Genomic DNA, 24,017 nt, shown 5'->3' with positions numbered 1-24,017 from the left:
TTGAATTCGGTGAGGGTCCCGGCCGCCGCCTCGTGGGCGCGGCCGGGTGTATGGACGTTAGTAATCGATTGGGTCGCGGATGATCGGGCAGGTCATGCAGTGGCCGCCGCCACGGCCCCGGCCCAGTTCGCCGGCGCTGATGGTGATGACTTCGACCCCGGCCTTGCGCAGCAGGGTGTTGGTGTAGGTGTTGCGGTCGTAGCCGATGACCACGCCGGGCTCTACCGCGACCACGTTGTTACCGTCATCCCACTGTTCGCGTTCGGCGGCGAAGCTGTTGCCACCGGTTTCGACAACGCGCAGTTTTTTCAGGTTGAGCGATTCGGCCACCACTTCGATGAACGATTTATCGATGCGGCGCACATCCAGCCCATAAGGTTTGCTTGTGTCTGGGTGGATAACGAATGGCACGATTTCCTTGACCACTTCCGGGAAGACCGTAACCAGGTCTCTGTCACAGAAGCTGAAGACGGTATCCAGGTGCATGGCAGCGCGGGATTTTGGCAAGCCGGCGACCACCACTTTCTCTACCGCGCCTTTTTTGAACAGCTCCTGAGCAAGCTGGCCGATGGCTTGGCGCGAAGTGCGCTCACCCATGCCAATCAGCACCACGCCGTTACCGATAGGCATCACGTCGCCGCCTTCGAGGGTGGACTTGCCGTGGTCCTTGTCCGGGTCGCCATACCAGACTTCGAAGTCGGCATTGGTGAACTCTGGGTGGAACTTGTAGATGGCACTGGTCAGCAGGGTTTCCTGACGTCGTGCTGGCCAGTACATCGGGTTCAGCGTCACACCGCCATAGATCCAGCAAGTGGTATCACGTGTGAACTGGGTGTTGGGCAGCGGGTCGAGCAGGAAGCTGGAGTGGCCGAGGTAGTCACGGTACATCTTGATCACGTTGGAGCCGGCGCTGTCCGGAATGTCTTCACCGGCAACGCCGCCGATCAGGAACTCGGCCAGTTTGCGAGGCTCCAGGCTTTCGAGCCAGCTACGCACTTCGTTGGTCAGGCCGACACCGACGGTATCGGGGGTGATCTTGCGATCGAGGATCCATTTCAGGGCTTCTGGATTCGAGACGGTCTCGGTCAGCAGGTTGTGCATCTCGAGGACTTCGATACCGCGCTCACGCATCTTGGTGACGAAGTCGAAGTGATCGCGCTTGGCCTGGTTGACCCAGATGACGTCATCGAACAGCAATTCATCGCAGTTGCTCGGGGTGAGGCGCTGGTGCGCCAGGCCCGGGGAGCAAACCATCACCTTGCGCAGTTTGCCGGCTTCGGAGTGGACACCGTACTTCTGTTTTTCAGCGGACATGGTTCAATCCTCCATTAGTGCAAAGACGTGGGATCACAAGGTCAGGAAGCCGTCGTAAAGACCATAGGCCGCCACCAGGGCGCCGATGACCACGGCTGCGAAGATCAGTTTTTCCACGTTGGTGAAGATCGGTTGGCCAATTTCGTGCTTGGCCTTGGCGAACAGGATCACGCCCGGGGCATACAGCAGGGCGGAGAGCAGCAGGTATTTCACGCCGCCGGCGTACAGCAGCCAGATGGCGTAGACCAATGCGATGGCGCCGATGAGCAGGTCCTTGCTGCGCTCTTTGGCAGCTTGCTCATAGGTTTCGCCGCGCATGGCCAGCAGGAACGCATAGGCCGCCGACCACAGGTAAGGCACCAGGATCATCGAGGTGGCGAGGTAGATCAGCGACAGGTAGGTACTGCTGGAGAACAGGGTGATGACCAGGAAGATCTGCACCATGGCGTTGGTCAGCCACAGCGCGTTGGCGGGTACCTGGTTGGCGTTTTCGCGGCGCAGGAACTCCGGCATGGTGTGGTCCTTGGCCGCGGCGAACATGATCTCGGCGCACAGCAGCACCCACGACAGCAGGGCTCCGAGCAGCGAGATGATCAGGCCGACGCTGATCAGCACCGCGCCCCAGTGGCCGACCACGTGCTCGAGCACGGCCGCCATCGACGGGTTCTGCAGCTTGGCCAGCTCCGGTTGGGTCATCACACCCAGCGACAGCACGTTGACCAGCACCAGGAACAGCAGCACGGTGATGAAGCCGATGACCGTGGCCTTACCGACGTCGGAGCGTTTTTCCGCACGGGACGAGAAGATGCTCGCGCCTTCGATGCCGATGAACACCCAGACGGTGACCAGCATCATGTTGCGCACCTGGTTCATCACGCTACCCAGCTCAGGCGTACCGGTGCCCCAGATGTCGGCGGTGAAGATGTCGAGCCTGAAGGCGAACAGGCAGATCAGGGCGAACAGCACCAGCGGCACGATCTTGGCCACGGTGGTGACCAGGTTGATGAACGCCGCTTCCTTGATGCCTCGCAGCACCAAAAAATGCACCGCCCAGAGCAGGATCGAGGCGCCGATGATGGCTGCGGGCGTGTTGCCCTCGCCAAAGATCGGGAAGAAGTAACCGAGGGTACTGAACAGCAAGACGAAGTAACCGACGTTGCCCAGCCAGGCGCTGATCCAGTAACCCCAGGCTGACGAGAAGCCCATGTAGTCACCGAAACCCGCCTTGGCGTAGGCATATACCCCGCCGTCCAGGTCAGGCTTGCGGTTGGCCAGGGTCTGGAACACGAATGCCAGCATCAGCATGCCGACCGCCGTGATCCCCCAGCCGATCAGCACGGCACCGACGCCGGCGCTGGCCGCCATGTTTTGTGGCAGCGAGAAGATCCCGCCGCCGATCATTGACCCGACCACAAGTGCAACTAACGCGCCGAGTTTTAGTTTTCCGGATGAATCAGACATTTAACAACTCCTGCCAGGAGAAAGTTGACGACAGAATAGTTCCGACGCCTAAGCCATGCCCTGACCTAGATCAGTTCATGGTCGCGAAATGTAGGAAATTTCCCACACCCGGGCTCCCGGAGAGTGCCAACCGCTCTGCCGCAGGCCTTGTGCGCTGGCACCTCCATGTACTACTAGAGCAAACGCTCTGTTACACCTGCGATGTCTGAAGCTAGACGCTTTTGTCGCTTTCGCAAATTTTTCACAAGAATATTGAGTTTTATCAGTTTCTTTTCTAGTTGCTCGGATGCTGCTAATTTTCACAGGTAGGGTTGATAGACAAAGCAGTTATGAGCAGCCTGTCACAAATACCCTCGGATATATAAGAACGCGCTATTCATATGGCCTTCTCGGCTGTTTCAACTGCATGACAACACAGGAAAAAAGATCTCCATGAGCGAACCAGGACAGAAATTGCGCCTTGGTGCATTGATCGCGCTGGTGGTCGGTTCGATGATCGGCGGCGGGATCTTCTCGCTGCCGCAGAACATGGCAGCACGCGCCGACGTCGGTGCCGTGCTGATCGGCTGGGGCATCACCGCGGTGGGCATGCTGGCGCTGGCCTTCGTGTTCCAGACCCTGGCCAACCGCAAGCCTGAGCTGGACTCAGGCGTATACGCCTATGCCAAGGCCGGGTTTGGCGAGTACATGGGCTTTTCCTCGGCCTGGGGCTACTGGATCAGCGCCTGGCTGGGCAACGTCGGCTACTTCGTGCTGCTGTTCAGCACCCTGGGCTTCTACTTTCCGGTGTTCGGCGAGGGCAACACGCCGGTCGCCATCGGTTGCGCGTCGCTGCTGCTGTGGGCGGTGCACTTTCTGGTGCTGCGCGGCATCAAGGAGGCGGCGTTCATCAACCAGGTGACCACCGTGGCCAAGGTGGTGCCGCTGCTGATCTTCATCGTCATCGCTGCCTTTGCCTTCCGTGCCGACATCTTCACCCGCGATATCTGGGGCCTGAGCAACCCGCAATTCGGCAATGTGCTGGACCAGGTGCGCAACATGATGCTGGTGACGGTGTTCGTGTTCATCGGTATCGAAGGCGCCAGCGTGTACTCGGGGCGGGCGCAGCGCCGTTCGGACGTGGGCAAGGCCACGGTGATCGGCTTCATCGGCGTGCTGGCGCTGCTGGTGCTGGTCAACGTGCTGTCGCTGGGGGTGATGACCCAGCCGGAGCTGGCCGGGCTGCAGAACCCGTCGCTGGCCACGGTGCTCGAGCACATTGTCGGGCCCTGGGGCGCCTTGCTGATCAGCGTCGGCCTGGCCATCTCGCTGCTCGGTGCGCTGCTGTCGTGGGCGCTGCTGTGCGCCGAAATCCTGTATGCCACGGCGCGGGACAAGACCATGCCGCGCTTTCTGGCCAAGGAAAACGCCAACCACGTGCCGGCCAACGCCCTGTGGCTGACCAACTGCATGATCCAGGGCTTCCTGCTGATCACCCTGGTGTCGGCGGGCACCTACACCAGCCTGATCTACCTGGCCTCGTCGATGATCCTGGTGCCTTATTTATGGTCGGCAGCCTATGCGGTGCTGCTGGCGGTGCGCGGCGAAAGCTACGCCGGGCAGCCGGCGCTGCGGCGCAAGGACCTGCTGGTGGCGTCGGTGGCACTGGTGTATGCGGTGTGGCTGCTGTACGCCGGTGGGCTGAAGTACCTGCTGCTGTCGGCGCTGCTGTATGCCCCCGGGGTCATCCTGTTCGCCCGGGCCAAGCGCGAGCAGGGCCAGCCTTTGTTCACCACCTGGGAAAAGCTGATCTTCGCGGCGGTGCTGGCTGGCGCTGCGCTGGCGGCCTACTTGCTGTATTCAGGGCTGCTGAGCCTGTGACCCGGCAGGGCATGCCCGCTCCGGGCGCGACCAGATCCACAGGTTGCCCAGGGTCATGCCGGCAATGGCCAGGAACACCGGCCAGTGGTGCTCGAGGAAGGTCAGCATCAGGCCTGCGCACAGCAGCATGCTGATCGTCGCGCTGACCTTGGCCCGGCGCTGGATCACCTTGCCATTGCGCCAGTTGTAGAGGATCGGCCCGAACAGCCGGTGGTTCTCCAGCCAGGCCGACAGCCGTGGCGAGCTGCGGGTCGCGGCCCAGGCGGCAAGGAGGATGAATTCGGTGGTCGGCAGGCCGGGGATGACGATCGCCACCAGGCCGATGCCCAGGCTCACGTAAGCCAGGATGCCGTACAGCAGGCGCGTCAGTTTCGAGCGGGCAGGTCGGGTCATGGTCTCACTGCGTAAAACGTCCGGCCACCGGAGGGGCGGCCGGGTGATGCGTGTCAGGCCAGCGCGGCGTCCGCGGCGTAGGCATGCTTGAGCAGTTCGGTGAAGCGCTCGAAGGCGGCGACTGCACCGCGTTCGGCAGCAGCGTCTTCTTCGGCCGACAGCGCCAGGCCATCGAGGATACGGGTGAACTGCTTCCAGCCTTCGGCACGGCCACCGGCCGGTTCGCCGAGGTGGCGGGCACCGAAACTGTCGGACAATTCCAGCGCCACGGCGCGCTTGATCAGAAACGCAGCGCCCAGTTTGGAGCCTTCGGAGACGAAGATCCAGCCCAATGCCTCACCCAGGCTTGGCGTGTGCAGTGCGCCGGGTACTGCGGCCGGCACTTCGGTATCCAGGTCGGCGAGGTCCAGGCGGGCTTGTTCGGCGCGGCAGCGCTCGGCGAGGTCCGGGACGATGGCGATCAGTTGCGGGTCGTTGTACAGGGCCTGCAGTTCGGATTGGAACAGGTACTGGGCGACGACGAAGCGGGCGAAGCTTTCGCGGCTGTCGAACGGCTTGTGCGATTTGACCAGGGCGTCGAGTTCGGTGTGAGGGGCGTGGGTGACCTGGTTGAGGCGTTGCGAGCGCAGGGCTGGGCGGTCGGTCATGGGGTGGGTCCTTGGAAAATGAGGGCGTCTAGTGACAAGACGAAACAGCGGGACGGGGACAGTAAAAAAACTGTGGCCTTGTGGTGTTTGTGCTGGCCTCATCGCCGGCAAGCCGGCTCCCACAGGAACTGCACAGTATTCGAAACCTGTGCTGCACCTGTGGGAGCCGGCTTGCCGGCGATGAGGCCAGAACGGATCAGCTCACATCAGATATCCCACACCACATTGATGGCGAAGTTGCGCCCCGGCATGGTCAGGCGGTCGAGGTTGGCCGGCTGGGTCACAGCCGCTTCTCCCTGGCCGTCGTAGCCGCGCACGTCATCCCACTGCCAGTACTTCTTGTCGGTCAGGTTGTAGAGCCCGGCGTTCACCGTCACATCGTCGGTCACCTTGTAGAAGCCGCTCAGGTCCAGCACGCCGTAACCGGGGGTGCGGAACTGCGAGCTGGCGCCGTCGGGGGCGTAGAAGGTGGTGTCATCGACGCGGGTCTTGCGCTTGACCAGGGTCCAGCTCAGCAAGCCGCCGTAGTTCGGCTGCTCATAGCCCAGGCCGAACACGCCGGTCAGCGGGTTGACGCTGTTCAGCGGCTGGCCGTTGTCATCGTTGCGCCCGTTGGCATAGGCGATCGAACCCTGGGTGTACAGGCCCTGCGGCGCACCGAAGTGGTCGAGGTTGAGGCGGCCCTTGACCTCGGCACCCTTGATGGTGGCGTGCTTGATGTTGTTGGCCTGGAAGGTGGTGCCCAGGTTGGCCGACTGCACGGCGTCTTCGTCGATGAAGTCGCGGTACTTGTTATAGAACACCGCCGCGCTGAAGTTACCGGCATCGAAGTTGCCGCGCAGGCCGGTTTCGTAGCTCTTGCTCTTTTCCGGCTCCAGGTTCGGGTTGCCGCGTACGCTGTAGCCCAGGCCCGGGTTCTCGAAGCGGCCGTACATCGACTTGGCGGTCGGCGTGCGGAAGCCTTCGGCGTACTGGCCGTACCAGGTGTAGTTGTCGTTGAAGGCGTAGGTGATGCCGAGCTTGGGCGACACGCGGTGCCACTTCTTGTCCGAGTCGTCCAGCTCGCTGGGCGCGGTGCCCGTGCCCTGGATGCCGCGCAGGAATTCGTCGGTGAATTTCGGCTCCATGCGCGTGTAGTCGTAACGGGCGCCTGGCAGGAAGGTCCAGTTGTTCCAGCGGATCTCGTCCTGCACGAACAGGCTGTAGGTGTTGACGGTCGGGTCCGGGAAGTCGCTGACCAGCGCCTGGCCGTCGCGCGGGCTGTCCTGGCCGATGGCGCTGCAGCCACCGCCAACCGCCACGCAGGTGCCGGAGCCGCTGCGCGAACCGGTCACTTCCTCATGCTTGAGGGTGGTGCCGTAGGTCAGCAGGTGGTCGGTCTGGCCGAGGCTGAAGGCTTTGTCCAGCTGGGCGTCGAATACCCATTGGCGGTCCTTGTAGGTGGTCTGGCGGTCGCGCATGACCTGGCGCCCCGAGGCCACATACAGCTCGTCGGTGCGCTGGTCGGTCTTGGCGATCTGATAGTTCAGGCTCCATTTCACGTGGTCGGCGACCAGGCTGTCGAGGCCGAATTCGTGGTTGATGCCGAAGCGCTCGCGGGTGACGGTGTCGTTGCCCTGGCGCATGCGGTAGGAGTTCATGGCGCCGAAGCCTGGAATGAACGGGCCGCCCACGGCGCTGAGGATGTTCTGGTCGCGGTCATCCTTGTAGCGCTCGTAGGTCAAGCCCAGGCGCGCGTCGTCGGCGTAGTTCCAGCCCAGCTTGGCCAGCACGTTGGTGGTGCGCACATCCTCGGGGTTGGCTTCGGTACGGCCAAGGCCGGTGCCGCCGTGCTCGCCATAGGACTCGGTCTCGTGGCCGTTGCGCTGGCTCAGGTGCAGCAGGCCGTCGAAGTCGCCCTGGCGGCCGGCCACGGTGGCCGAGGTCAGCCAGCTCTCATCGGCCGAGCTGTAGCCGGTCTTCAGGCGCGCACCCACGTCCTTGCCGGGCTTGATGATGTCGTCCGGGTCGAGGGTGAAATAGCTCACCGCGCCGCCGATGGCGTTGCTGCCGTACAGCACCGAGGCCGGGCCGCGGAGGATTTCCACGCGCTTGACGATTTCCGGGTCGACGTAGTTGCGCTGGGTCTGGGCGTAGGGGCCGTAGAAGAAACTGTCGGGGATCGACACGCCGTCGACCTGGGTCAGGATGCGCTCACCGTCGATGCCGCGGATGTTGTAGCCGTTCAGGCCACTGCGCTGGCCGACGCCGCCAACCGACACGCCGGGCTCGTAACGCACCAGTTCCTTGATGCTGTTGACGTTCTGCCGGTCCAGTTGCTCGCGGGTCTGCACGCTCACGGTGCTCGGCACCTGGCTTACGTCCTGGGCGCTGCGGGTGGCGCTGACGGTCATCTGCTGCAGGGCGATGGCGTTGCCCGCCGACTGGCGCTCGAGCACCACGTTGCCGTTGCTGATCTTCCGGTAGCCCAGGCCCGTGCCTTGCAGCAGGCGCTTGAGCGCGGCCTCCGGCGGCAGCGAACCCTGCACGCCAGGGGACGCCACGCCGTCGGCCAGCTCGGCGCTGAAGCCGACCTGCCAGCCGGTGACCTGGCTGAAGGCGTTGATCGCCTCGACCAGCGGCTGTTGGGCGATGCTGAAGCGGTAGTCGCCCATGCGCGGGCTGCTGGCCTGGGCCGGTTCTGCGGCCAGCGCCGGCAGGCTGCAGGCGCCGCTGGCGAGCAGGGCCAGCGTCAGCAGGGACAATTGCCCTGTGCGGCGGGGAAGGGTGGACGGGCGAGTTGGACCTGTGGACATCGAAAGCGCTCCCTGACGCGCGAACTGTTATAGGTGATGACTGTTCTCGTTTTCAAACAAGAATCAGTTGCATTGGCTATAACGAGACGGACGGGGCAGCGCGATCGCGTAAAAATAATTTCAGGTCAGTTGAGGATGACCACGGCGGGGTATTCGTGAAGCTGCGCGGAAGTGATGTGCGCCAGGGCGCGCAAGGTCTCCAGGGGCTGGTCGAGGCGGTAGTTGCCGGTCACGGCCATGTCGTCGAGGTGGCCGTTGCGGTTGATGATCCAGCCGGGGTAATAGCGGCGCACTTCGGCCAGCACCTGGCTCAGCGGGCAGTTCTCGAACACCAGGCGGCCTTCGACCCAGGCCAGGTCCTTGTGCATGTCGGGGCGCTGGCGCTCACCGAAGCCCTGCGGGCCGACGCTGATGCTGTCGCCGGCGCTGAGGCGGATGCGCTGGTCGCTGGCGGCCTGCAGGTCGACGTCACCGCGCTGCACGCGCACCTGCGCCTCGCCATCGAGGTAACGCACGGCAAAGTCGGTGTCGCGCACCTGCGCGCGCAGCGGCCCGGCCTGCACCTCCAGCGGCAGTTGCGCAGCGCCCGTTACCTGGAAGTACGCCTCGCCCTGCAGCAGGCGCGCCACCTGGCGGCCTTCGCGCAGGTCGCTGGCGAACGCCGAGTTGGTGTTGAGCAGCACCTTGGCGCCATCGTCCAGCTGCAGGCGCTGGCGCTCGCCAACCACGGTCAGGTGGTCGGCCTGCAGGCGCACCGGCAGGTTGCCGAAGGTGAACAGCCCGACCAGCAGCACGGCGGCAGTGGCCAGCGGTTTCCAATGGCTGCGCAGGCGCCCGCGCACGGAGCGCCGCCGGCCCTGGTGCATCTGGGTGGCGGCCTGGCGCAGTGGCGTGCCGTTCCACAGGGCCTCGGCCTCGACATAGGCCTCGGCGTTTTCCGGCGCCGCGCTGAGCCACTGCTCGAACGCCAGGGTGTCGGCGTCGCTGGCGCATTGCAGGCGCACGAGCCAGTCCAGCGCCTCGCTCATCGCACGGGCACGGGCGTCGGGCCCGGCAGCAGGCGGGCGAGGGGCGGGGCTGTCGGTCACGGTGAGTCCTTGAATGGATTTTTTCGAATGATCAAGGCTAAGGCGGGGCGTGGCAAGGGTTTCGGCCTATCCAGGCGGCCAACGGTCGGCTCATTTGAGGCGATCGGCCACGCCCATGCAGATGGCCATGATCAGTTTCAGTTCCTTCTGTACCGTGCTGGCCGAAACCTTCAGTTGTTCGGCGATTTCCAGGTAGCTGGCGCCATGCAGGCGGCTGAGGATGAAGATCCGTTGCTGGCGCTCGGTCAGCTGGTTGAGGCTGACGCTCAGGTGCTTGAGCAACTGCTCGGCATGGGCGGCGTCTTCGCTGCTGCTCAGCGGCGCCGCCACATTGTGCAGCACCTCGTCGGGCACATCGTCGACCAGCATGCGCGCTTGCACGCGGCGCGTGCGCAGGTGGTCCAGGGCCAGGTTGCGGGCGGTCTGGAACACGAAGGGTTCGAGGTGCTCGATGGGCCGCTCGCCGAGGGCACGGGAAACCCGCAGGTAGGTTTCCTGCAGCAGGTCCTCGGCAGTGCTGGGGTTGCCCACCATGCGCTGCAGGGTGCGCAGCAGGGAAAGGCGCTGGACGAGGAAGACGGAGTTGAACCGGGACTGACTCACGGGGTGACCTGGCCGACGAAAGGTGAATGATAATGCTTATCATCTTGCCTGCAGGTCAAGCCTGGAAGTGTTAGGAAAAGGTAAAGATTGTCTGTAGGAGCGGCCTTGTGTCGCGAAAGGGCTGCGCAGCGGCCCCAGATTCCTGCTGCGCTGCAGATATCCTGGGGCTGCTTGCGCAGCCCTTTCGCGACACAAGGCCGCTCCTACAACCAGGCCGACGCGCTATCAGCGGGCGCTGCACAGCGCCAGGCAGTTATCCAGCATGCGGTTGGAGAACCCCCACTCGTTGTCGTACCAGGCCAGCACCTTGAGCATCCGCCCGTTGGCGCGGGTGTGGTTGGCATCGAAGATCGACGACAGCGGGTTGTGGTTGAAGTCGCACGACACCAGCGGCAAGGCGTTGTAACCGAGCACCTTGGAGTGCAGGCTGGCCTCCTGGAACAATTGGTTGACCTGCTCGGCGGTGGCCTCGCGCTTGAGGTTGACGGTGAGGTCGACCAGCGACACGTTGATCACCGGCACCCGCACCGCCATGCCGGTGAGCTTGCCGGCCAGCTCCGGCAGCACCAGGCCCACGGCCTCGGCGGCGCCGGTCTTGCTCGGGATCATCGACTGGGTGGCGGAGCGGGCCCGGTAGGGGTCGCTGTGGTAGACGTCGGTCAGCACCTGGTCGTTGGTGTAGGCATGGATGGTGGTCATCAGCCCTTGCTCGATGCCGAACTCGCGGTGCAGCACCTGGGCGATCGGTGCCAGGCAGTTGGTGGTGCAGGAGGCGCTGGAAATGACCTGGTGCGAAGCACGCAGCACGTCATGGTTGACCCCATACACCACCGTGGCGTCGGCGCCCTTGGCCGGCGCCGAGACGATCACCTTGCCAGCCCCCGCAGCCAGGTGCGCGGCCGCCTTGGCGCGGTCGGTGAACAAGCCGGTGCATTCGAACACCACATCGATCGCCTCGGCCTTCCAGGGCAGTTCGGCCGGGTTGCGGATGGCGCTCACGGCAATGCGATCGCCGTCCACCGTCAGGCTTTCATGATCGGCCTCGACCGATGCAGCGAAAATGCCGTGCACGCTGTCGAACTTGAGCAGGTGGGCGTTCATCGCGCTGTCGCCCAGGTCATTGATGGCGACGACCTGCAGGTCCTGGCGGTAGCCTTGGGTATACAGTGCGCGCAGGATGTTGCGCCCGATGCGGCCGAATCCGTTGATGGCGATGCGTAGGGTCATGGCAGTACCTCTGGCAGTCGGAGTGAAACCTGTGGCACAAAGTAGCTTCACTGAAACGGTTTTGTTGTTGGAATTACAAGATTATTCACTGAGCGATAGAAAACAAGCCTTTTTGCTGGCAGTATTTTGTTTAAATATACAACGAGCGGTCGGGTGAGCCGCCTCCGTCGATGCACCAGGCCCTTAACCTTGAGCCTAGGTCGCAATCGTTTGGAGGGGAAATGCCCGCTAAGCCGCCCTAATCGTTAGCCTGGAGTCCAGTACATGCACCCGCGCATCCTTGAGGTCACCCAGCGGCTGATCGAACGCAGCCGTGCCACCCGTGAACGCTACCTGCAGCTGATTCGCGGCGCGGCCAGTGACGGACCCATGCGGGCCAGCCTGCAATGCGCCAACTTCGCCCACGGCGTGGCCGGGTGTGGCGCCGACGACAAGCAGAGCCTGCGGCTGATGAACGCGGCCAACGTGGCCATCGTCTCGGCCTACAACGACATGCTCTCGGCCCACCAGCCCTACCTGCATTTCCCCGAACAGATCAAACAGGCGCTGCGCGAGGTCGGCTCGGTCGGCCAGTTCGCCGGCGGCGTGCCGGCCATGTGCGATGGCGTGACCCAGGGCGAGCCCGGCATGGAGCTGGCCATCGCCAGCCGCGAAGTGATCGCCATGTCCACCGCCGTGGCGCTGTCGCACAACATGTTCGATGCCGCGCTGATGCTCGGCATCTGTGACAAGATCGTCCCCGGGCTGATGATGGGCGCCCTGCGCTTCGGCCACCTGCCGACCATTTTCGTGCCCGGCGGGCCGATGGTGTCGGGCATCTCCAACAAGCAGAAGGCCGATGTGCGCCAGCGCTATGCCGAGGGCAAGGCCAGCCGCGAGGAGCTGCTGGAGTCGGAGATGAAGTCCTACCACAGCCCCGGCACCTGCACCTTCTATGGCACTGCCAACACCAACCAGCTGGTGATGGAAGTGATGGGCCTGCACTTGCCCGGCGCCTCGTTCGTCAACCCGTATACCCCCTTGCGCGATGCCCTCACCGCCGAGGCCGCGCAGCAGGTCACGCGCCTGACCAAGGCCAGCGGCAGCTTCATGCCCCTGGGCGAGATCGTCGACGAGAAGGCGCTGGTCAACTCGATCGTGGCCTTGCACGCCACCGGCGGCTCGACCAACCACACCCTGCACATCCCGGCGATTGCCCAGGCCGCTGGCATCCAGCTCACCTGGCAGGACATGGCCGACCTCTCCGAGGTGGTGCCGACCCTGTCCCACGTCTACCCCAACGGCAAGGCCGACATCAACCACTTCCAGGCGGCAGGCGGCATGGCCTTCCTGATCCGCGAGCTGCTCGATGCCGGGCTGCTGCACGAAGACGTCAACACCGTGGCCGGCCACGGCCTGCGCCGCTACACTCAGGAGCCGTTCCTCGACAACGGCAAGCTGGTGTGGCGCGAAGGCCCGCTGCAGAGCCTGGACGAGAGCATCCTGCGTCCGGTGTCGCGGCCATTCTCGGCCGAAGGCGGCCTGCGGGTGATGGAAGGCAACCTCGGCCGTGGCGTGATGAAAGTGTCTGCCGTGGCCGCCGAGCACCAGGTGGTGCAAGCGCCGGCGCGCATCTTCAACGATCAGCAATCGCTGGCCGATGCGTTCAAGGCCGGCGAGCTTGAGCGCGACTTCGTTGCCGTGGTGCGCTTCCAGGGGCCGCGTTGCAACGGCATGCCCGAGCTGCACAAGCTAACGCCGTTCCTCGGCGTGCTGCAGGACCGCGGCTACAAGGTGGCCCTGGTGACCGACGGGCGCATGTCTGGCGCCTCGGGCAAGATCCCGGCAGCCATCCACGTGTGCCCCGAAGCCTTCGACGGTGGCCCGCTGGCGCGGGTGCGCGACGGCGATATCGTGCGCGTCGATGGTGTCGAAGGTACGCTGCAGGTGATGGTCTCGGCCGATGAGCTGGCCAGCCGCGACCTGCCGGCACCGCCCCAGGGCAACGACCTGGGTTGTGGCCGCGAGCTGTTCGGCTTCATGCGCATGGCGTTCAGCCCGGCAGAGCAGGGTGCCAGCGCCTTCACCTCAGCCCTGGAGAACCTCAAATGAAGGACTTGCTGGTTGGCGACATCGGTGGCACCAACGCCCGTTTTGCCTTGTGGCGTGGCAACCAGCTGCATGAGGTGAAGGTATTCGCCACGGCGGACTACACCAGCCCCGAGCAGGCCATCGAGGCTTACCTGGATGACCAGGGCATCGCCCGCGGTGGCTTGTCGGCGGTGTGCCTGGCAGTCGCTGGGCCGGTCGATGGCGATGAATTTCGCTTTACCAACAGCCACTGGCGGCTGAGCCGCAGCGCCTTCTGCAAGACCTTGCAGGTCGAGCAGCTGCTGCTGATCAACGATTTCTCGGCCATGGCCCTGGGCATGACCCGCCTGCAGCCGGGCGAATTTCGCGAAGTGTGCCCCGGCCAGGCCGACCCCGTGCGGCCGGCGCTGGTGATCGGCCCGGGCACCGGGCTTGGCGTCGGCAGCCTGCTGCGCCTGGGCGAGCAGCGCTGGCAGGCCTTGCCGGGCGAGGGCGGGCATGTCGACCTGCCGGTGGGCAATGCCCGCGAGGCGGCGATCCATCAGCAGATTCACCAGCAGATCGGGCATGTCAGCGCCGAGACGGTGCTCAGCGGCGGCGGCCTGGTGCGCCTGTACCAGGCCCTGTGTGCGCTGGACGGTGATACCCCGCGGCACAAGACCCCAGCACAGATTACCGATGCGGCCTTGAACGGCGAGCCACGGGCGTTGGCGGTGGTCGAGCAGTTCTGCCGCTTCCTCGGCCGGGTGGCCGGCAACAATGTGCTGACGCTGGGGGCGCGGGGTGGGGTCTATATTGTTGGCGGGGTGATTCCGCGCTTTGCCGAACTGTTCCTGCGCAGTGGCTTTGCTGCAAGCTTTGCCGACAAGGGCTGCATGAGTGGCTACTTTGCCGGCGTGCCGGTGTGGCTGGTGACGGCGGAGTTTTCCGGGTTGCTGGGCGCTGGGGTGGCGTTGCAGCAGGCGTTGGATCATTGAAAGGGGGCCGCTTTGCGGCCCTTTCGCGACACAAGGCCGCTCCTACAGGGGATCGCGGTCGCTTGTAGGAGCGGCCTTGTGTCGCGAAAGGGCTGCAAAGCAGCCCCAATGCACAGCAGGCAACCAAGACCTGTGACAATAACAAGAGGGCGGGACACCTTGAGCACTGCCGGTAAATCGATCCTGATGGTCGACGACGACCAGGAAATTCGCGAGCTGCTGCAAACCTACTTGAGCCGCTGCGGCCTGCAGGTGCATGCCGAAGCCGACGGCCAGGGCTTTCGCCGGGCGCTGGAAAGCACCCCGTGCGACCTGGTCATCCTCGATGTGATGCTGCCCGATGAAGATGGCTTCAGCCTGTGCCGCTGGGTGCGCCAGCACCCGCGCCAGTCGCGGGTGCCGATCATCATGCTGACGGCCAGCTCCGACGAAGCCGACCGCGTCATCGGCCTGGAACTGGGCGCCGACGACTACCTGGGCAAACCGTTCAGCCCCCGCGAACTGCAGGCGCGGATCAAGGCCCTGCTGCGCCGCGCAGAGTTCGGCCAGGCCGCGCCGGCCAGCGCCGTGCTGGCCTTCGACGACTGGCGCCTGGACACGGTCAGCCACCGCCTGTTCCACCGTGACGGTGAAGAGGTGATCCTCTCGGGCGCCGACTTCGCCCTGCTCAAGCTGTTTCTCGACCACCCGCAGCAGATCCTCGACCGCGACACCATCGGCAACGCCACCCGAGGTCGCGAGCCGATGCCGCTGGACCGCATCGTCGACATGGCGGTCAGCCGCCTGCGCCAACGCCTGCGTGATACCGCCAAACCCCCTCGGCTGATCCGCACCGTGCGCGGCAGTGGCTACCTCCTGGCGGCGCATGTCTGCTGCGCGAGCTGAGCGGCGCTGGCGCCTGCTGCCACGCTCGCTGCTGGGGCGCATGCTGCTGCTGACCCTGCTGGTGGTGTTGCTGGCCCAGGGCCTGTCCAGCGTGATCTGGGTTTCCCAATTGCGCGCCAGCCAGTTGCAGGGCTTGCGCGCCAGCGCCAGCAGCCTGGCCCATTCCATGAGTGCCAGCGTCAGCTACTTCCGCTCCTTGCCGGTGGCATATCGGCCGATGGTCCTGGACCAGTTGCGCAGCATGGGCGGCACGCGCTTTTTCGTCTCGCTCAACGACAAGCCGCTGGACATGCCGGTATTGCCCATCACGCCGCGCAAGCAGGCGGTCATCGAGGTGTTCGAGCAGGTGCTGCGCCAGCGCCTGGGCGCGCAGATGGACATCTCGGTGGAGTTCGTCGCCCCCGATGACCTGCGCATCTTCAACAGCGGCCTGAAGCTCGACGAATTGCCGCGCTCCTGGGCGCACTATTCGCTGACCCTGGAGCCGCTCAACCCGCCGGTGCTGGTCACCCAGATCCGCCTGGGCGAGGGCGAATGGCTGTACATCGCCTCGTTGCTGCCCGCGCCCTATACCAGCCTCGAGGCCGAGCGCCTGCCGCGCCAGCAGCTCGGGTTCATCGTGCTGACCACCGCCTTGCTGCTGCTGTTCATCGGCCTGCTGGTGCATTGGCAGAGCTGGCCGCTCAAGCGCCTGGCCCGGGCTGCGCGGGAGCTGTCGCTGGGCGCCGAGGTGGCGCCGGTGGCCGAAGGCGGTGGCAGCGAGGTGGTCGAGGTAGCGCGTGCCTTCAACAGCATGCGCGAGCGCATCAGCCGCTACCTCACCGAACGCTCGCAACTGTTCAGCGCGATTTCCCATGACCTGCGCACGCCGATCACGCGCTTGCGGCTGCGCGTGGAGCTGCTGGAGGACGAACGCCTGCAGGCCAAGTTCAGCCAGGACCTGGACGAGCTGGAGCTGCTGGTCAAAGGCGCGCTGCAGTGCGTGAAGGACACCGACATCCACGAGAACATCGAGCCGATCGACCTCAACCAGGTGCTGGACATCCTCGCCGAGCCTTACCTGGGCGACGGCCGCATCACGGTCGAAGGCAAGGCCCTGACGCCGTACCCAGGCAAGCCGCTGGCGGTGCGGCGCTGCATCGGCAACCTGATCGACAACGCCATCAAGTATGGCGAGCGCGCCCGCCTGCGCATCATCGACAGCGCCGACGCCTTCGTGCTGCAGGTCGATGACCAGGGGCCGGGGGTGCCGCAGCAGCGCCTGGAGCAGGTGTTCGAGCCGCACTTTCGGCTGGCTGGGCAGCAGCAGGGGTACGGGCTGGGCCTGGGCATCGCGCGCAACATCGCCCACAGCCATGGCGGCGAGGTGAGCTTGCTGAACTTGCGCGAGGGTGGGTTGCGGGTGACCTTGTGCCTGCCGCGAGGGGTCGATTGAAGCTGCTGGCCCCATCGCCGGCAAGCCGGCTCCCACAAACAGCCCGCACTCTGTGGGAGCCGGCTTGCCGGCGATAGGGCCACGAATGTCACCACTCGGTGACACAGCCCCCCGCCTTCGTGACATTCCCGTCTGGATGGCTGGCTAGACTTTGCACACCTCTGGCATGGATGAAGCCGTACATGGTCCCCCTGGATTTCCCCACCGAGCCCTGGCTCCAGGCTGAAGGCCAGCGCCTGCTGGCATTCGCCAAGGGCTCGCGGGTGCCCCTGGGTTTTGCCGGCCTCGGCTGCCACGGCGAGCTGCCAGCGGCGGCCACTGCCCAAACCCTCATCACCAGCCGCATGACCCACAGCTTCGCCCTGGCCCACCTGCGCGGCGAGCCCGCTTGCCTGGCCCTGGTGGAACATGGCGTGGCGGCCTTGCATGGGCCGCTGCACGATGCCCGCAATGGCGGCTGGTTCGCCACTCCGTTCGGGGCGGGCGACTCGCGCAAGGCGGCCTACCTGCATGCTTTCGTCGCCCTGGCCGCCAGCTCCGCCGTGGTCGCCCGCGCCGATGGCGCGCAAGGCTTGCTGGCAGATGCGATCCGGGTCATCGAGGCGCATTTCTGGAGCGAAGAGGAGGGCGCGCTGCGCGAGTCGTTCGCGGCTGACTGGCAACAGCCCGAGGCCTACCGCGGCGCCAACAGCAACATGCACGCCACCGAGGCCTTCCTGGCCCTGGCCGATGTCACTGGCGACAGCCGCTGGCTGGAGCGCGCCCTGCGCATCGCCGAGCGGATCATCCAGCGCCACGCCGCCGACAACGATTACCGCGTGATCGAGCATTTCGACGCGCACTGGCAACCCTTGCCCGACTACAACCGCGACCGCCCGGCCGACCCCTTCCGCCCCTATGGCACCACCCCAGGCCACGCCTTCGAATGGGCGCGCCTATTGCTGCACCTGGAAGCGGCGCGGCACCAGGCCGGGCTGCCTTCGCCGCAGTGGCTGCTGAGCAGTGCCCGCGGCCTGTTCGACAGCGCGTGCCGGCTGGCGTGGAACGTCGATGGCGGGCAAGGCCTGGTCTACACCCTGGGCTGGGACAATCGGCCGCTGGTGCGCGAGCGCCTGCACTGGGTGCATGCCGAAGCCTGCGCTGCGGCTGCAGCCCTGCTGCGGCGCACTGGCGAGCAACCCTACGCACTCTGGTACCAGCGCTTCTGGCAGTTCATCGATCGCCACTTCATCGACCGCAGCGCCGGCAGTTGGCATCACCAGCTCGACCCAACAAACCAGCCCGCCGCCACCCTCTGGGCCGGCAAACGGGACCTCTACCATGCCTACCAGGCCGTGCTGCTGCCCGGTGTGGCGCTGGCGCCCAGCCTGGCTTCGGCCTTGGCGCGCAATGTAACCAGACGATGACATTCACGCATCGCTTCGTTACCAGACGCTGCGAGCACCCTGTTTAGACTCCATGCCATGCAAGCGAAAGACTTGCCCGCATAACAACAAGAAAGGTACTCCGATGAATTCCACGCTCCGTCTCGCTGCCGCGATCTCCCTTGCCTCCGTCTTCCCGCTCAGTGCCCTGGCTGCCGACTCCAAAGGCAGCGTCGAGGTGGTGCACTGGTGGACCTCCGGCGGTGAAAAGGCCGCCGTCGATGTGCTGAAGCAGCAGGTCGAGGGCGATGGCTTCACCTGGAAGGACGGCGCGGTCGCCGGTGGCGGCGGCGCCACCGCGATGACTGTGCTCAAGAGCCGCGCAGTGGCCGGCAACCCGCCGGGCGTGGCGCAGATCAAGGGCCCGGATATCCAGGACTGGGCGGCCACCGGCCTGCTCGACAGCGATGTGCTCAAGGATGTGGCCAAGGAAGAAAAGTGGGACACGCTGCTCGACAAGAAGGTCGCCGACACCGTGAAGTACGAGGGTGACTACGTCGCCGTGCCGGTGAACATCCACCGCATCAACTGGCTGTGGATCAACCCTGAAGTGTTCAAGAAGGCCGGCATCGACAAGGCGCCGACCACCCTCGACGAATTCTATGCCGCCGCCGACAAGCTCAAGGCCGCCGGTTTCATCCCGCTCGCCCACGGTGGCCAGCCCTGGCAGGACAGCACCGTGTTCGAAAGCGTGGTGCTCTCGGTGATGGGCGTGGACGGCTACAAGAAAGCCCTGGTCGAGCTCGACGACGCGACGCTCAAAGGGCCGCAGATGGTCAAGTCGCTGACCGAGCTGAAGAAGGTCGCCACCTACATGGACCCGGACGGCAAGGGCCAGGATTGGAACCTGGAAGCGGCCAAGGTCATCAACGGCAAGGCCGGCATGCAGATCATGGGTGACTGGGCCAAGAGCGAGTGGACCCTGGCCAATAAGGTCGCCGGCAAGGATTACCAGTGCGTGGCCTTCCCTGGTACCGATCAGGCCTTCCTCTACAACATCGACTCGCTGGTGGTGTTCAAGCAGAACGACAAGGGCACTGCCGCGGGCCAGCAGGACATCGCGCGCAAGGTGCTGGGCCAGGACTTCCAGAAAGTCTTCAGCACCAACAAGGGCTCGATCCCGGTGCGCAACGACATGCTCGCCGACATGGGCAAGTACGGTTTCGACGCCTGCGCCCAGACTTCCGCCAAGGACTTCCTGGCCGATGCCAAGAATGGCGGCCTGCAGCCGAGCATGGCGCACAACATGGCCACCACGCTGGCCGTGCAGGGCGCGTTCTTCGATGTGGTGACCAACTACATCAACGACCCCAAGGCCGACCCGGCCGAGGCGGCCAAGCAGCTGGCGGCGGCGGTCAAGGCGGCCAAGTGAAGCGCTGACGGCCTCATCGCCGGCAAGCCGGCTCCCACAGCTACCCCATCGGCTTCCTTGTGGGAGCCGGCTTGCCGGCGATGAGGCCAGTACCGACAACCCAAAGGGCCGCCCAGGCCCCAGGTATTCACTCCATGACCACAGCTACCGCCCGCCTGCGGGCCTCCCCCCTGGACGCGCTGCAGCGCTGGCTACCGAAACTGGTGCTGGCGCCGAGCATGTTCATCGTCCTGGTGGGCTTCTACGGCTACATCCTGTGGACCTTCGTCCTCTCCTTCACCACCTCGACCTTCCTGCCCACCTACAAGTGGGCGGGCCTGGCGCAATACGCCCGGCTGTTCGACAACGACCGCTGGTGGGTGGCGAGCAAGAACCTGCTGCTGTTCGGCGGCCTGTTCATCGCCATCAGCCTGGCCATCGGCGTGCTGCTGGCGGTGCTGCTCGACCAGCGCATCCGCCGCGAAGGCTTCATCCGCACGATCTACCTCTACCCCATGGCGCTGTCGATGATCGTCACCGGTACCGCCTGGAAGTGGCTGCTCAACCCCGGCATGGGCCTGGACAAGCTGTTGCGCGACTGGGGCTGGGAGGGCTTTCGCCTGGACTGGCTGATCGACCCCGACCGGGTGGTGTACTGCCTGGTGATCGCGGCCGTGTGGCAGGCCTCGGGCTTCATCATGGCGATGTTCCTCGCCGGCCTGCGCGGGGTCGACCCTTCAATCATCCGCGCCGCACAGATCGACGGCGCAAGCCTGCCGCGCATCTACTGGAAGGTGGTGCTGCCCAGCCTGCGCCCGGTGTTCTTCAGTTCGCTGATGATCCTCTCGCACATTGCCATCAAGAGTTTCGACCTGGTGGCGGCGATGACCGCAGGGGGCCCGGGGTACTCCTCCGACCTGCCGGCGATGTTCATGTACTCGTTCACCTTCAGCCGCGGCCAGATGGGCATGGGCTCGGCCAGCGCCATCCTCATGCTCGGGGCGATCCTGGCGATCCTCGTGCCTTACCTGTACTCGGAGCTGCGGAGCAAACGCCATGCATAGCCCTGCTGCAAGAATCAGCCTGAGCCGCATTGCCATCTACGCCGTGCTGCTGGCGGCGGTGCTGCTGTACCTGGTGCCGCTGGTGGTGATGCTGCTGACCAGCTTCAAGACCCCGGAAGACATCAGCAGCGGCAACCTTCTGAGCTGGCCGGCGGTGTTCACCGGCATCGGCTGGGCCAAGGCCTGGGACACGGTCAGCGGCTACTTCTGGAACTCGATCATGATCACCGTGCCGGCGGTGCTGATTTCCACCGCCATCGGCGCGCTGAACGGCTACGTGCTGTCGATGTGGCGTTTTCGCGGTTCGCAGCTGTTCTTCGGGCTGCTGCTGTTCGGCTGCTTCCTGCCGTTCCAGACCGTGCTGCTGCCGGCCTCGTTCACCCTCGGCAAGCTGGGCCTGGCCAGCACCACCGAAGGCCTGGTGCTGGTGCACGTGGTCTACGGCCTGGCATTCACCACGCTGTTCTTTCGCAACTTCTACGTCAGCGTGCCCGAGGCGCTGGTCAAGGCGGCGCGCCTGGATGGCGCGGGGTTCTTCACCATCTTCCGGCGCATCATCCTGCCGATGTCGACCCCGATCATCATGGTCTGCCTGATCTGGCAGTTCACCCAGATCTGGAACGACTTCCTGTTCGGCGTGGTGTTTTCCAGTGGCGACTCGCAACCGATCACCGTGGCCCTGAACAACCTGGTCAACACCAGCACCGGGGCCAAGGAATACAACGTCGACATGGCGGCGGCGATGATCGCCGGCCTGCCAACCCTGCTGGTCTACGTGGTGGCAGGCAAGTATTTCGTGCGCGGCCTCACCGCCGGCGCCGTCAAGGGGTAAGACATGGCAACGCTTGAACTTCGCAATGTGAACAAGACTTACGGCAGCGGCCTGCCGGACACCCTCAAGGACATCCAGCTGTCGATCAAGGATGGCGAGTTCCTGATCCTGGTCGGCCCGTCGGGCTGCGGCAAATCGACCCTGATGAACTGCATCGCCGGGCTTGAGAACATCACCGGCGGCGCGATTTTGATCGACGAGCAGGACGTCAGCGGCATGAGCCCCAAGGATCGCGACATCGCCATGGTGTTCCAGTCCTACGCGCTGTACCCGACCATGAGCGTGCGCGAGAACATCGAGTTCGGCCTGAAGATCCGCAAACTGCCGCAGGCGGCGATCGACGAGGAAGTGGCGCGGGTGGCCAAGCTGCTGCAGATCGAGCACCTGCTGGCGCGCAAGCCGGCGCAGCTTTCCGGTGGCCAGCAGCAGCGGGTGGCCATGGGCCGGGCGTTGGCGCGGCGGCCGAAGATCTACCTGTTCGACGAACCGCTGTCGAACCTCGACGCCAAGCTGCGGGTCGAGATGCGCACCGAAATGAAGCTGATGCACCAGCGCTTGAAGACCACCACGGTGTACGTCACCCACGACCAGATCGAGGCGATGACCCTGGGCGACAAGGTAGCGGTGATGAAGGACGGCATCATCCAGCAGTTCGGCACCCCGCAGCAGATCTACAACGACCCGGCCAACCAGTTCGTCGCAAGCTTCATCGGCTCGCCGCCGATGAACTTCATTCCAGTGCGCCTGAGCAAGCAGGACGGGCGCCTGCTGGCCCTGCTCGACAGCGGCCAGGCCCGTTGCGAGCTGCCGTTGGGGGTGGCCGGCGAAGGGCTGGAGGGCCGGGAAATCATCCTCGGCATCCGCCCGGAGCAGATCACCCTGGGCACGGGGGAGGGCAATGGCCTGCCGGGCATTCGCGCCGAGGTGCAGGTTACCGAGCCCACCGGGCCGGACCTGCTGGTGTTCGTCACCCTCAACCAGACCAAGGTCTGCTGCCGCCTGGCGCCGGATGTGGCGTGCCGGGTCGGTGACAGCCTGCACCTGCAGTTCGACCCGGCGCGGGTGCTGCTGTTCGACGCCGCCAGCGGCGAACGCCTGGGCCTGGGCAATGGCAACGCGGCAGTGAAGGACAACGTGGCTCACTTCAAGAGCCGTTGAATCGTCTACACCATCAATAAGAAAAAAGAGGACGCAAAGGGATGGAACAGCGCAATCGCATCAGGACCTTGGGCTCGTTGGCGTTGCTCGCTGCGGTCGGCAGCAGCGGCGTGCAGGCTGCCGAGGCCTTTTCCAGCGAGTCGAAATGGATGACCGGCGACTGGGGTGGCGCCCGCACCGAACTGCTGGAAAAGGGCTACGACTTCACCCTCGACTATGTAGGAGAAGTGGCCGGCAACCTCAATGGCGGCTACAACGACGACAAGACCGCCCGCTACAGCGACCAGTTCGCCCTCGGCGCGCACCTGGACCTGCAGAAGATCCTCGGGTGGCACGATGCCGAGTTCAAGCTGGCGATCACCGAGCGCAGCGGGCGCAACCTGTCCAACGACCGCATCAGCGACCCGCGTGCCGGGCAGTTCAGCTCGGTGCAGGAGGTGTGGGGCCGCGGCCAGACCTGGCGGCTGACGCAGATGTGGGTCAAGCAGAAGTACTTCGACGGCGCGCTGGACATGAAATTCGGCCGCTTCGGCGAGGGCGAGGACTTCAACAGCTTCCCCTGCGACTTCCAGAACCTGGCCTTCTGCGGCTCGCAGGTGGGCAACTGGGTGGGCGGCATCTGGTACAACTGGCCGGTCAGCCAATGGGCGCTGCGGGTCAAGTACAACATCACGCCGGAGTTCTTCGTCCAGGTTGGCGCGTTCGAGCAGAACCCCTCGAACCTGGAAACCGGCAATGGCTTCAAGCTCAGCGGCAGCGGCACCAAGGGCGCGATCCTGCCGGTGGAAATGGTCTGGTCGCCCAAGGTCAACGACCTGCCGGGCGAATACCGCCTGGGTTACTACTACAGCACGGCCAAGGCCGATGACGTGTATGACGATGTCAACGGCAACCCACAGGCGCTGAGCGGCGCAGACTTCAAGTCGCATTCGAGCAAGCACGGCTGGTGGGTGGTGGCGCAGCAGCAGGTCACGGCCCATGGCGGCGACGTCAACCGCGGCCTGAGCCTGTTCGCCAACTTCACCGTGCACGACAAGGCCACCAACGTGGTCGACAACTACCAGCAGGTCGGCCTGGTGTACAAGGGCGCGTTCGATGCCCGGCCCAAGGACGATATCGGCTTCGGCGTGGCGCGCATTCACGTCAACGACGACGTGAAGAAACGGGCCGAGCTGCTCAATGCCCAGAGCGGAATCAGCGACTACGACGACGCAGGTTTCGTACCGCTGCAGCGCACCGAATACAACGCCGAGCTCTACTACGGCTTCCACGTCACCAACTGGCTCACCGTGCGGCCCAACCTGCAGTACATCAAGAGCCCGGGCGGGGTCGACGAGGTGGACAACGCGCTGGTCGCCGGCCTGAAGATTCAGTCGTCTTTCTAAGCCGATTTGTTGTAAATTTACGCCAATCCAATTCGGCTCCCGGCATCC

Annotated in this window: 19 protein-coding genes; 11 read left to right on the top strand and 8 right to left on the bottom strand. The window is 64.8% G+C overall.

Features of this window, described 5'->3' with window-relative positions:
• Nucleotides 1–57: 57 nt before the first annotated feature.
• Both arcA and arcD (ACIPG5_RS07990) read right to left on the bottom strand, forming a co-directional pair.
• The gene (gene arcA, locus ACIPG5_RS07995; protein WP_176514643.1) at nucleotides 58–1,314 is read right to left on the bottom strand and encodes an arginine deiminase; all 1,257 of its coding nucleotides are present in this window, start codon (nucleotides 1,312–1,314) and stop codon (nucleotides 58–60) included.
• A 33-nt stretch (nucleotides 1,315–1,347) separates the two neighbouring features.
• A complete protein-coding gene (gene arcD / locus ACIPG5_RS07990; RefSeq protein WP_176514645.1) occupies nucleotides 1,348–2,775 on the bottom strand; it encodes an arginine-ornithine antiporter in 1,428 nt (475 codons plus the stop codon).
• Nucleotides 2,776–3,207: 432 nt separating this feature from the next.
• On the opposite strand from arcD (ACIPG5_RS07990), the gene arcD (ACIPG5_RS07985) reads away from it, so the two are divergent.
• A complete protein-coding gene (gene arcD / locus ACIPG5_RS07985) occupies nucleotides 3,208–4,635 on the top strand; it encodes an arginine-ornithine antiporter (protein ID WP_176514647.1) in 1,428 nt (475 codons plus the stop codon).
• On the opposite strand, the gene ACIPG5_RS07980 is transcribed toward arcD (ACIPG5_RS07985), so the two are convergent.
• From ACIPG5_RS07980 to gap, 6 genes are all read right to left on the bottom strand, one after another.
• Nucleotides 4,615–5,028, bottom strand: a complete 414-nt coding sequence (locus tag ACIPG5_RS07980) for a YbaN family protein (RefSeq protein ID WP_176514649.1) — start codon at nucleotides 5,026–5,028, stop codon at nucleotides 4,615–4,617. The genes arcD (ACIPG5_RS07985) and ACIPG5_RS07980 overlap by 21 nt on opposite strands.
• Nucleotides 5,029–5,081: 53 nt before the next feature.
• A complete protein-coding gene (locus ACIPG5_RS07975) occupies nucleotides 5,082–5,675 on the bottom strand; it encodes a biliverdin-producing heme oxygenase (protein ID WP_176514651.1) in 594 nt (197 codons plus the stop codon).
• Nucleotides 5,676–5,881: 206 nt separating this feature from the next.
• Nucleotides 5,882–8,470 carry a TonB-dependent receptor gene (locus tag ACIPG5_RS07970; protein WP_401374158.1) on the bottom strand — a complete coding sequence of 863 codons (2,589 nt, stop codon included), beginning with the start codon at nucleotides 8,468–8,470 and terminating at the stop codon, nucleotides 5,882–5,884.
• Between the two features lie 125 nt (nucleotides 8,471–8,595).
• Complete coding sequence (locus ACIPG5_RS07965) at nucleotides 8,596–9,558, bottom strand: FecR domain-containing protein (protein WP_176514655.1); 963 nt, start codon at nucleotides 9,556–9,558, stop codon at nucleotides 8,596–8,598.
• A 90-nt stretch (nucleotides 9,559–9,648) separates the two neighbouring features.
• Nucleotides 9,649–10,161 (bottom strand): RNA polymerase sigma factor, encoded by a 513-nt coding sequence (locus tag ACIPG5_RS07960; protein WP_176514657.1) that lies wholly within the window; start codon nucleotides 10,159–10,161, stop codon nucleotides 9,649–9,651.
• A gap of 225 nt (nucleotides 10,162–10,386) precedes the next feature.
• Entirely contained in the window at nucleotides 10,387–11,388 is a 1,002-nt protein-coding gene (gene gap / locus ACIPG5_RS07955) for a type I glyceraldehyde-3-phosphate dehydrogenase (protein WP_401374154.1), read from the bottom strand.
• Nucleotides 11,389–11,652: 264 nt separating this feature from the next.
• Between gap and edd the strand changes: the two genes are divergently transcribed.
• The 10 genes from edd (at nucleotide 11,653) to ACIPG5_RS07905 (ending at nucleotide 23,969) form a co-directional block, all read left to right on the top strand.
• A complete protein-coding gene (gene edd / locus ACIPG5_RS07950; RefSeq protein ID WP_314616373.1) occupies nucleotides 11,653–13,479 on the top strand; it encodes a phosphogluconate dehydratase in 1,827 nt (608 codons plus the stop codon).
• Entirely contained in the window at nucleotides 13,476–14,435 is a 960-nt protein-coding gene (locus ACIPG5_RS07945; RefSeq protein ID WP_176514663.1) for a glucokinase, read from the top strand. The genes edd and ACIPG5_RS07945 overlap by 4 nt, the downstream gene beginning before the upstream one ends.
• A gap of 159 nt (nucleotides 14,436–14,594) precedes the next feature.
• Nucleotides 14,595–15,320 carry a two-component system response regulator GltR gene (gene gltR / locus ACIPG5_RS07940; RefSeq protein ID WP_286912050.1) on the top strand — a complete coding sequence of 242 codons (726 nt, stop codon included), beginning with the start codon at nucleotides 14,595–14,597 and terminating at the stop codon, nucleotides 15,318–15,320.
• On the top strand, nucleotides 15,301–16,755 hold the full coding sequence (locus ACIPG5_RS07935) for an ATP-binding protein (protein ID WP_401374151.1): 1,455 nt from the start codon (nucleotides 15,301–15,303) through the stop codon (nucleotides 16,753–16,755). The genes gltR and ACIPG5_RS07935 overlap by 20 nt, the downstream gene beginning before the upstream one ends.
• A gap of 182 nt (nucleotides 16,756–16,937) precedes the next feature.
• Nucleotides 16,938–18,161: an AGE family epimerase/isomerase gene (locus ACIPG5_RS07930; protein ID WP_401374149.1), complete on the top strand. Its 1,224-nt coding sequence runs from the start codon at nucleotides 16,938–16,940 to the stop codon at nucleotides 18,159–18,161.
• A 103-nt stretch (nucleotides 18,162–18,264) separates the two neighbouring features.
• A complete protein-coding gene (locus tag ACIPG5_RS07925; protein ID WP_401374146.1) occupies nucleotides 18,265–19,551 on the top strand; it encodes an ABC transporter substrate-binding protein in 1,287 nt (428 codons plus the stop codon).
• 134 nt (nucleotides 19,552–19,685) lie between these two features.
• The gene (locus ACIPG5_RS07920; RefSeq protein ID WP_176514673.1) at nucleotides 19,686–20,594 is read left to right on the top strand and encodes a carbohydrate ABC transporter permease; all 909 of its coding nucleotides are present in this window, start codon (nucleotides 19,686–19,688) and stop codon (nucleotides 20,592–20,594) included.
• Nucleotides 20,587–21,426, top strand: coding sequence for a carbohydrate ABC transporter permease (locus ACIPG5_RS07915; RefSeq protein WP_176514674.1), 840 nt, complete (start codon nucleotides 20,587–20,589; stop codon nucleotides 21,424–21,426). The genes ACIPG5_RS07920 and ACIPG5_RS07915 overlap by 8 nt, the downstream gene beginning before the upstream one ends.
• A gap of 3 nt (nucleotides 21,427–21,429) precedes the next feature.
• Nucleotides 21,430–22,584: an ABC transporter ATP-binding protein gene (locus tag ACIPG5_RS07910; protein ID WP_176514675.1), complete on the top strand. Its 1,155-nt coding sequence runs from the start codon at nucleotides 21,430–21,432 to the stop codon at nucleotides 22,582–22,584.
• Between the two features lie 41 nt (nucleotides 22,585–22,625).
• Nucleotides 22,626–23,969, top strand: a complete 1,344-nt coding sequence (locus ACIPG5_RS07905) for a carbohydrate porin (protein ID WP_401374142.1) — start codon at nucleotides 22,626–22,628, stop codon at nucleotides 23,967–23,969.
• Nucleotides 23,970–24,017 lie beyond the last annotated feature (48 nt).

It is taken from the genome of Pseudomonas sp. NPDC087029, from assembly GCF_044745345.1.
GTDB lineage: Bacteria > Pseudomonadota > Gammaproteobacteria > Pseudomonadales > Pseudomonadaceae > Aquipseudomonas > Aquipseudomonas faucium.
The sequence above is the reverse complement of the archived record's forward strand: the minus strand, read 5'-3'. Positions and strand labels throughout refer to the sequence as shown.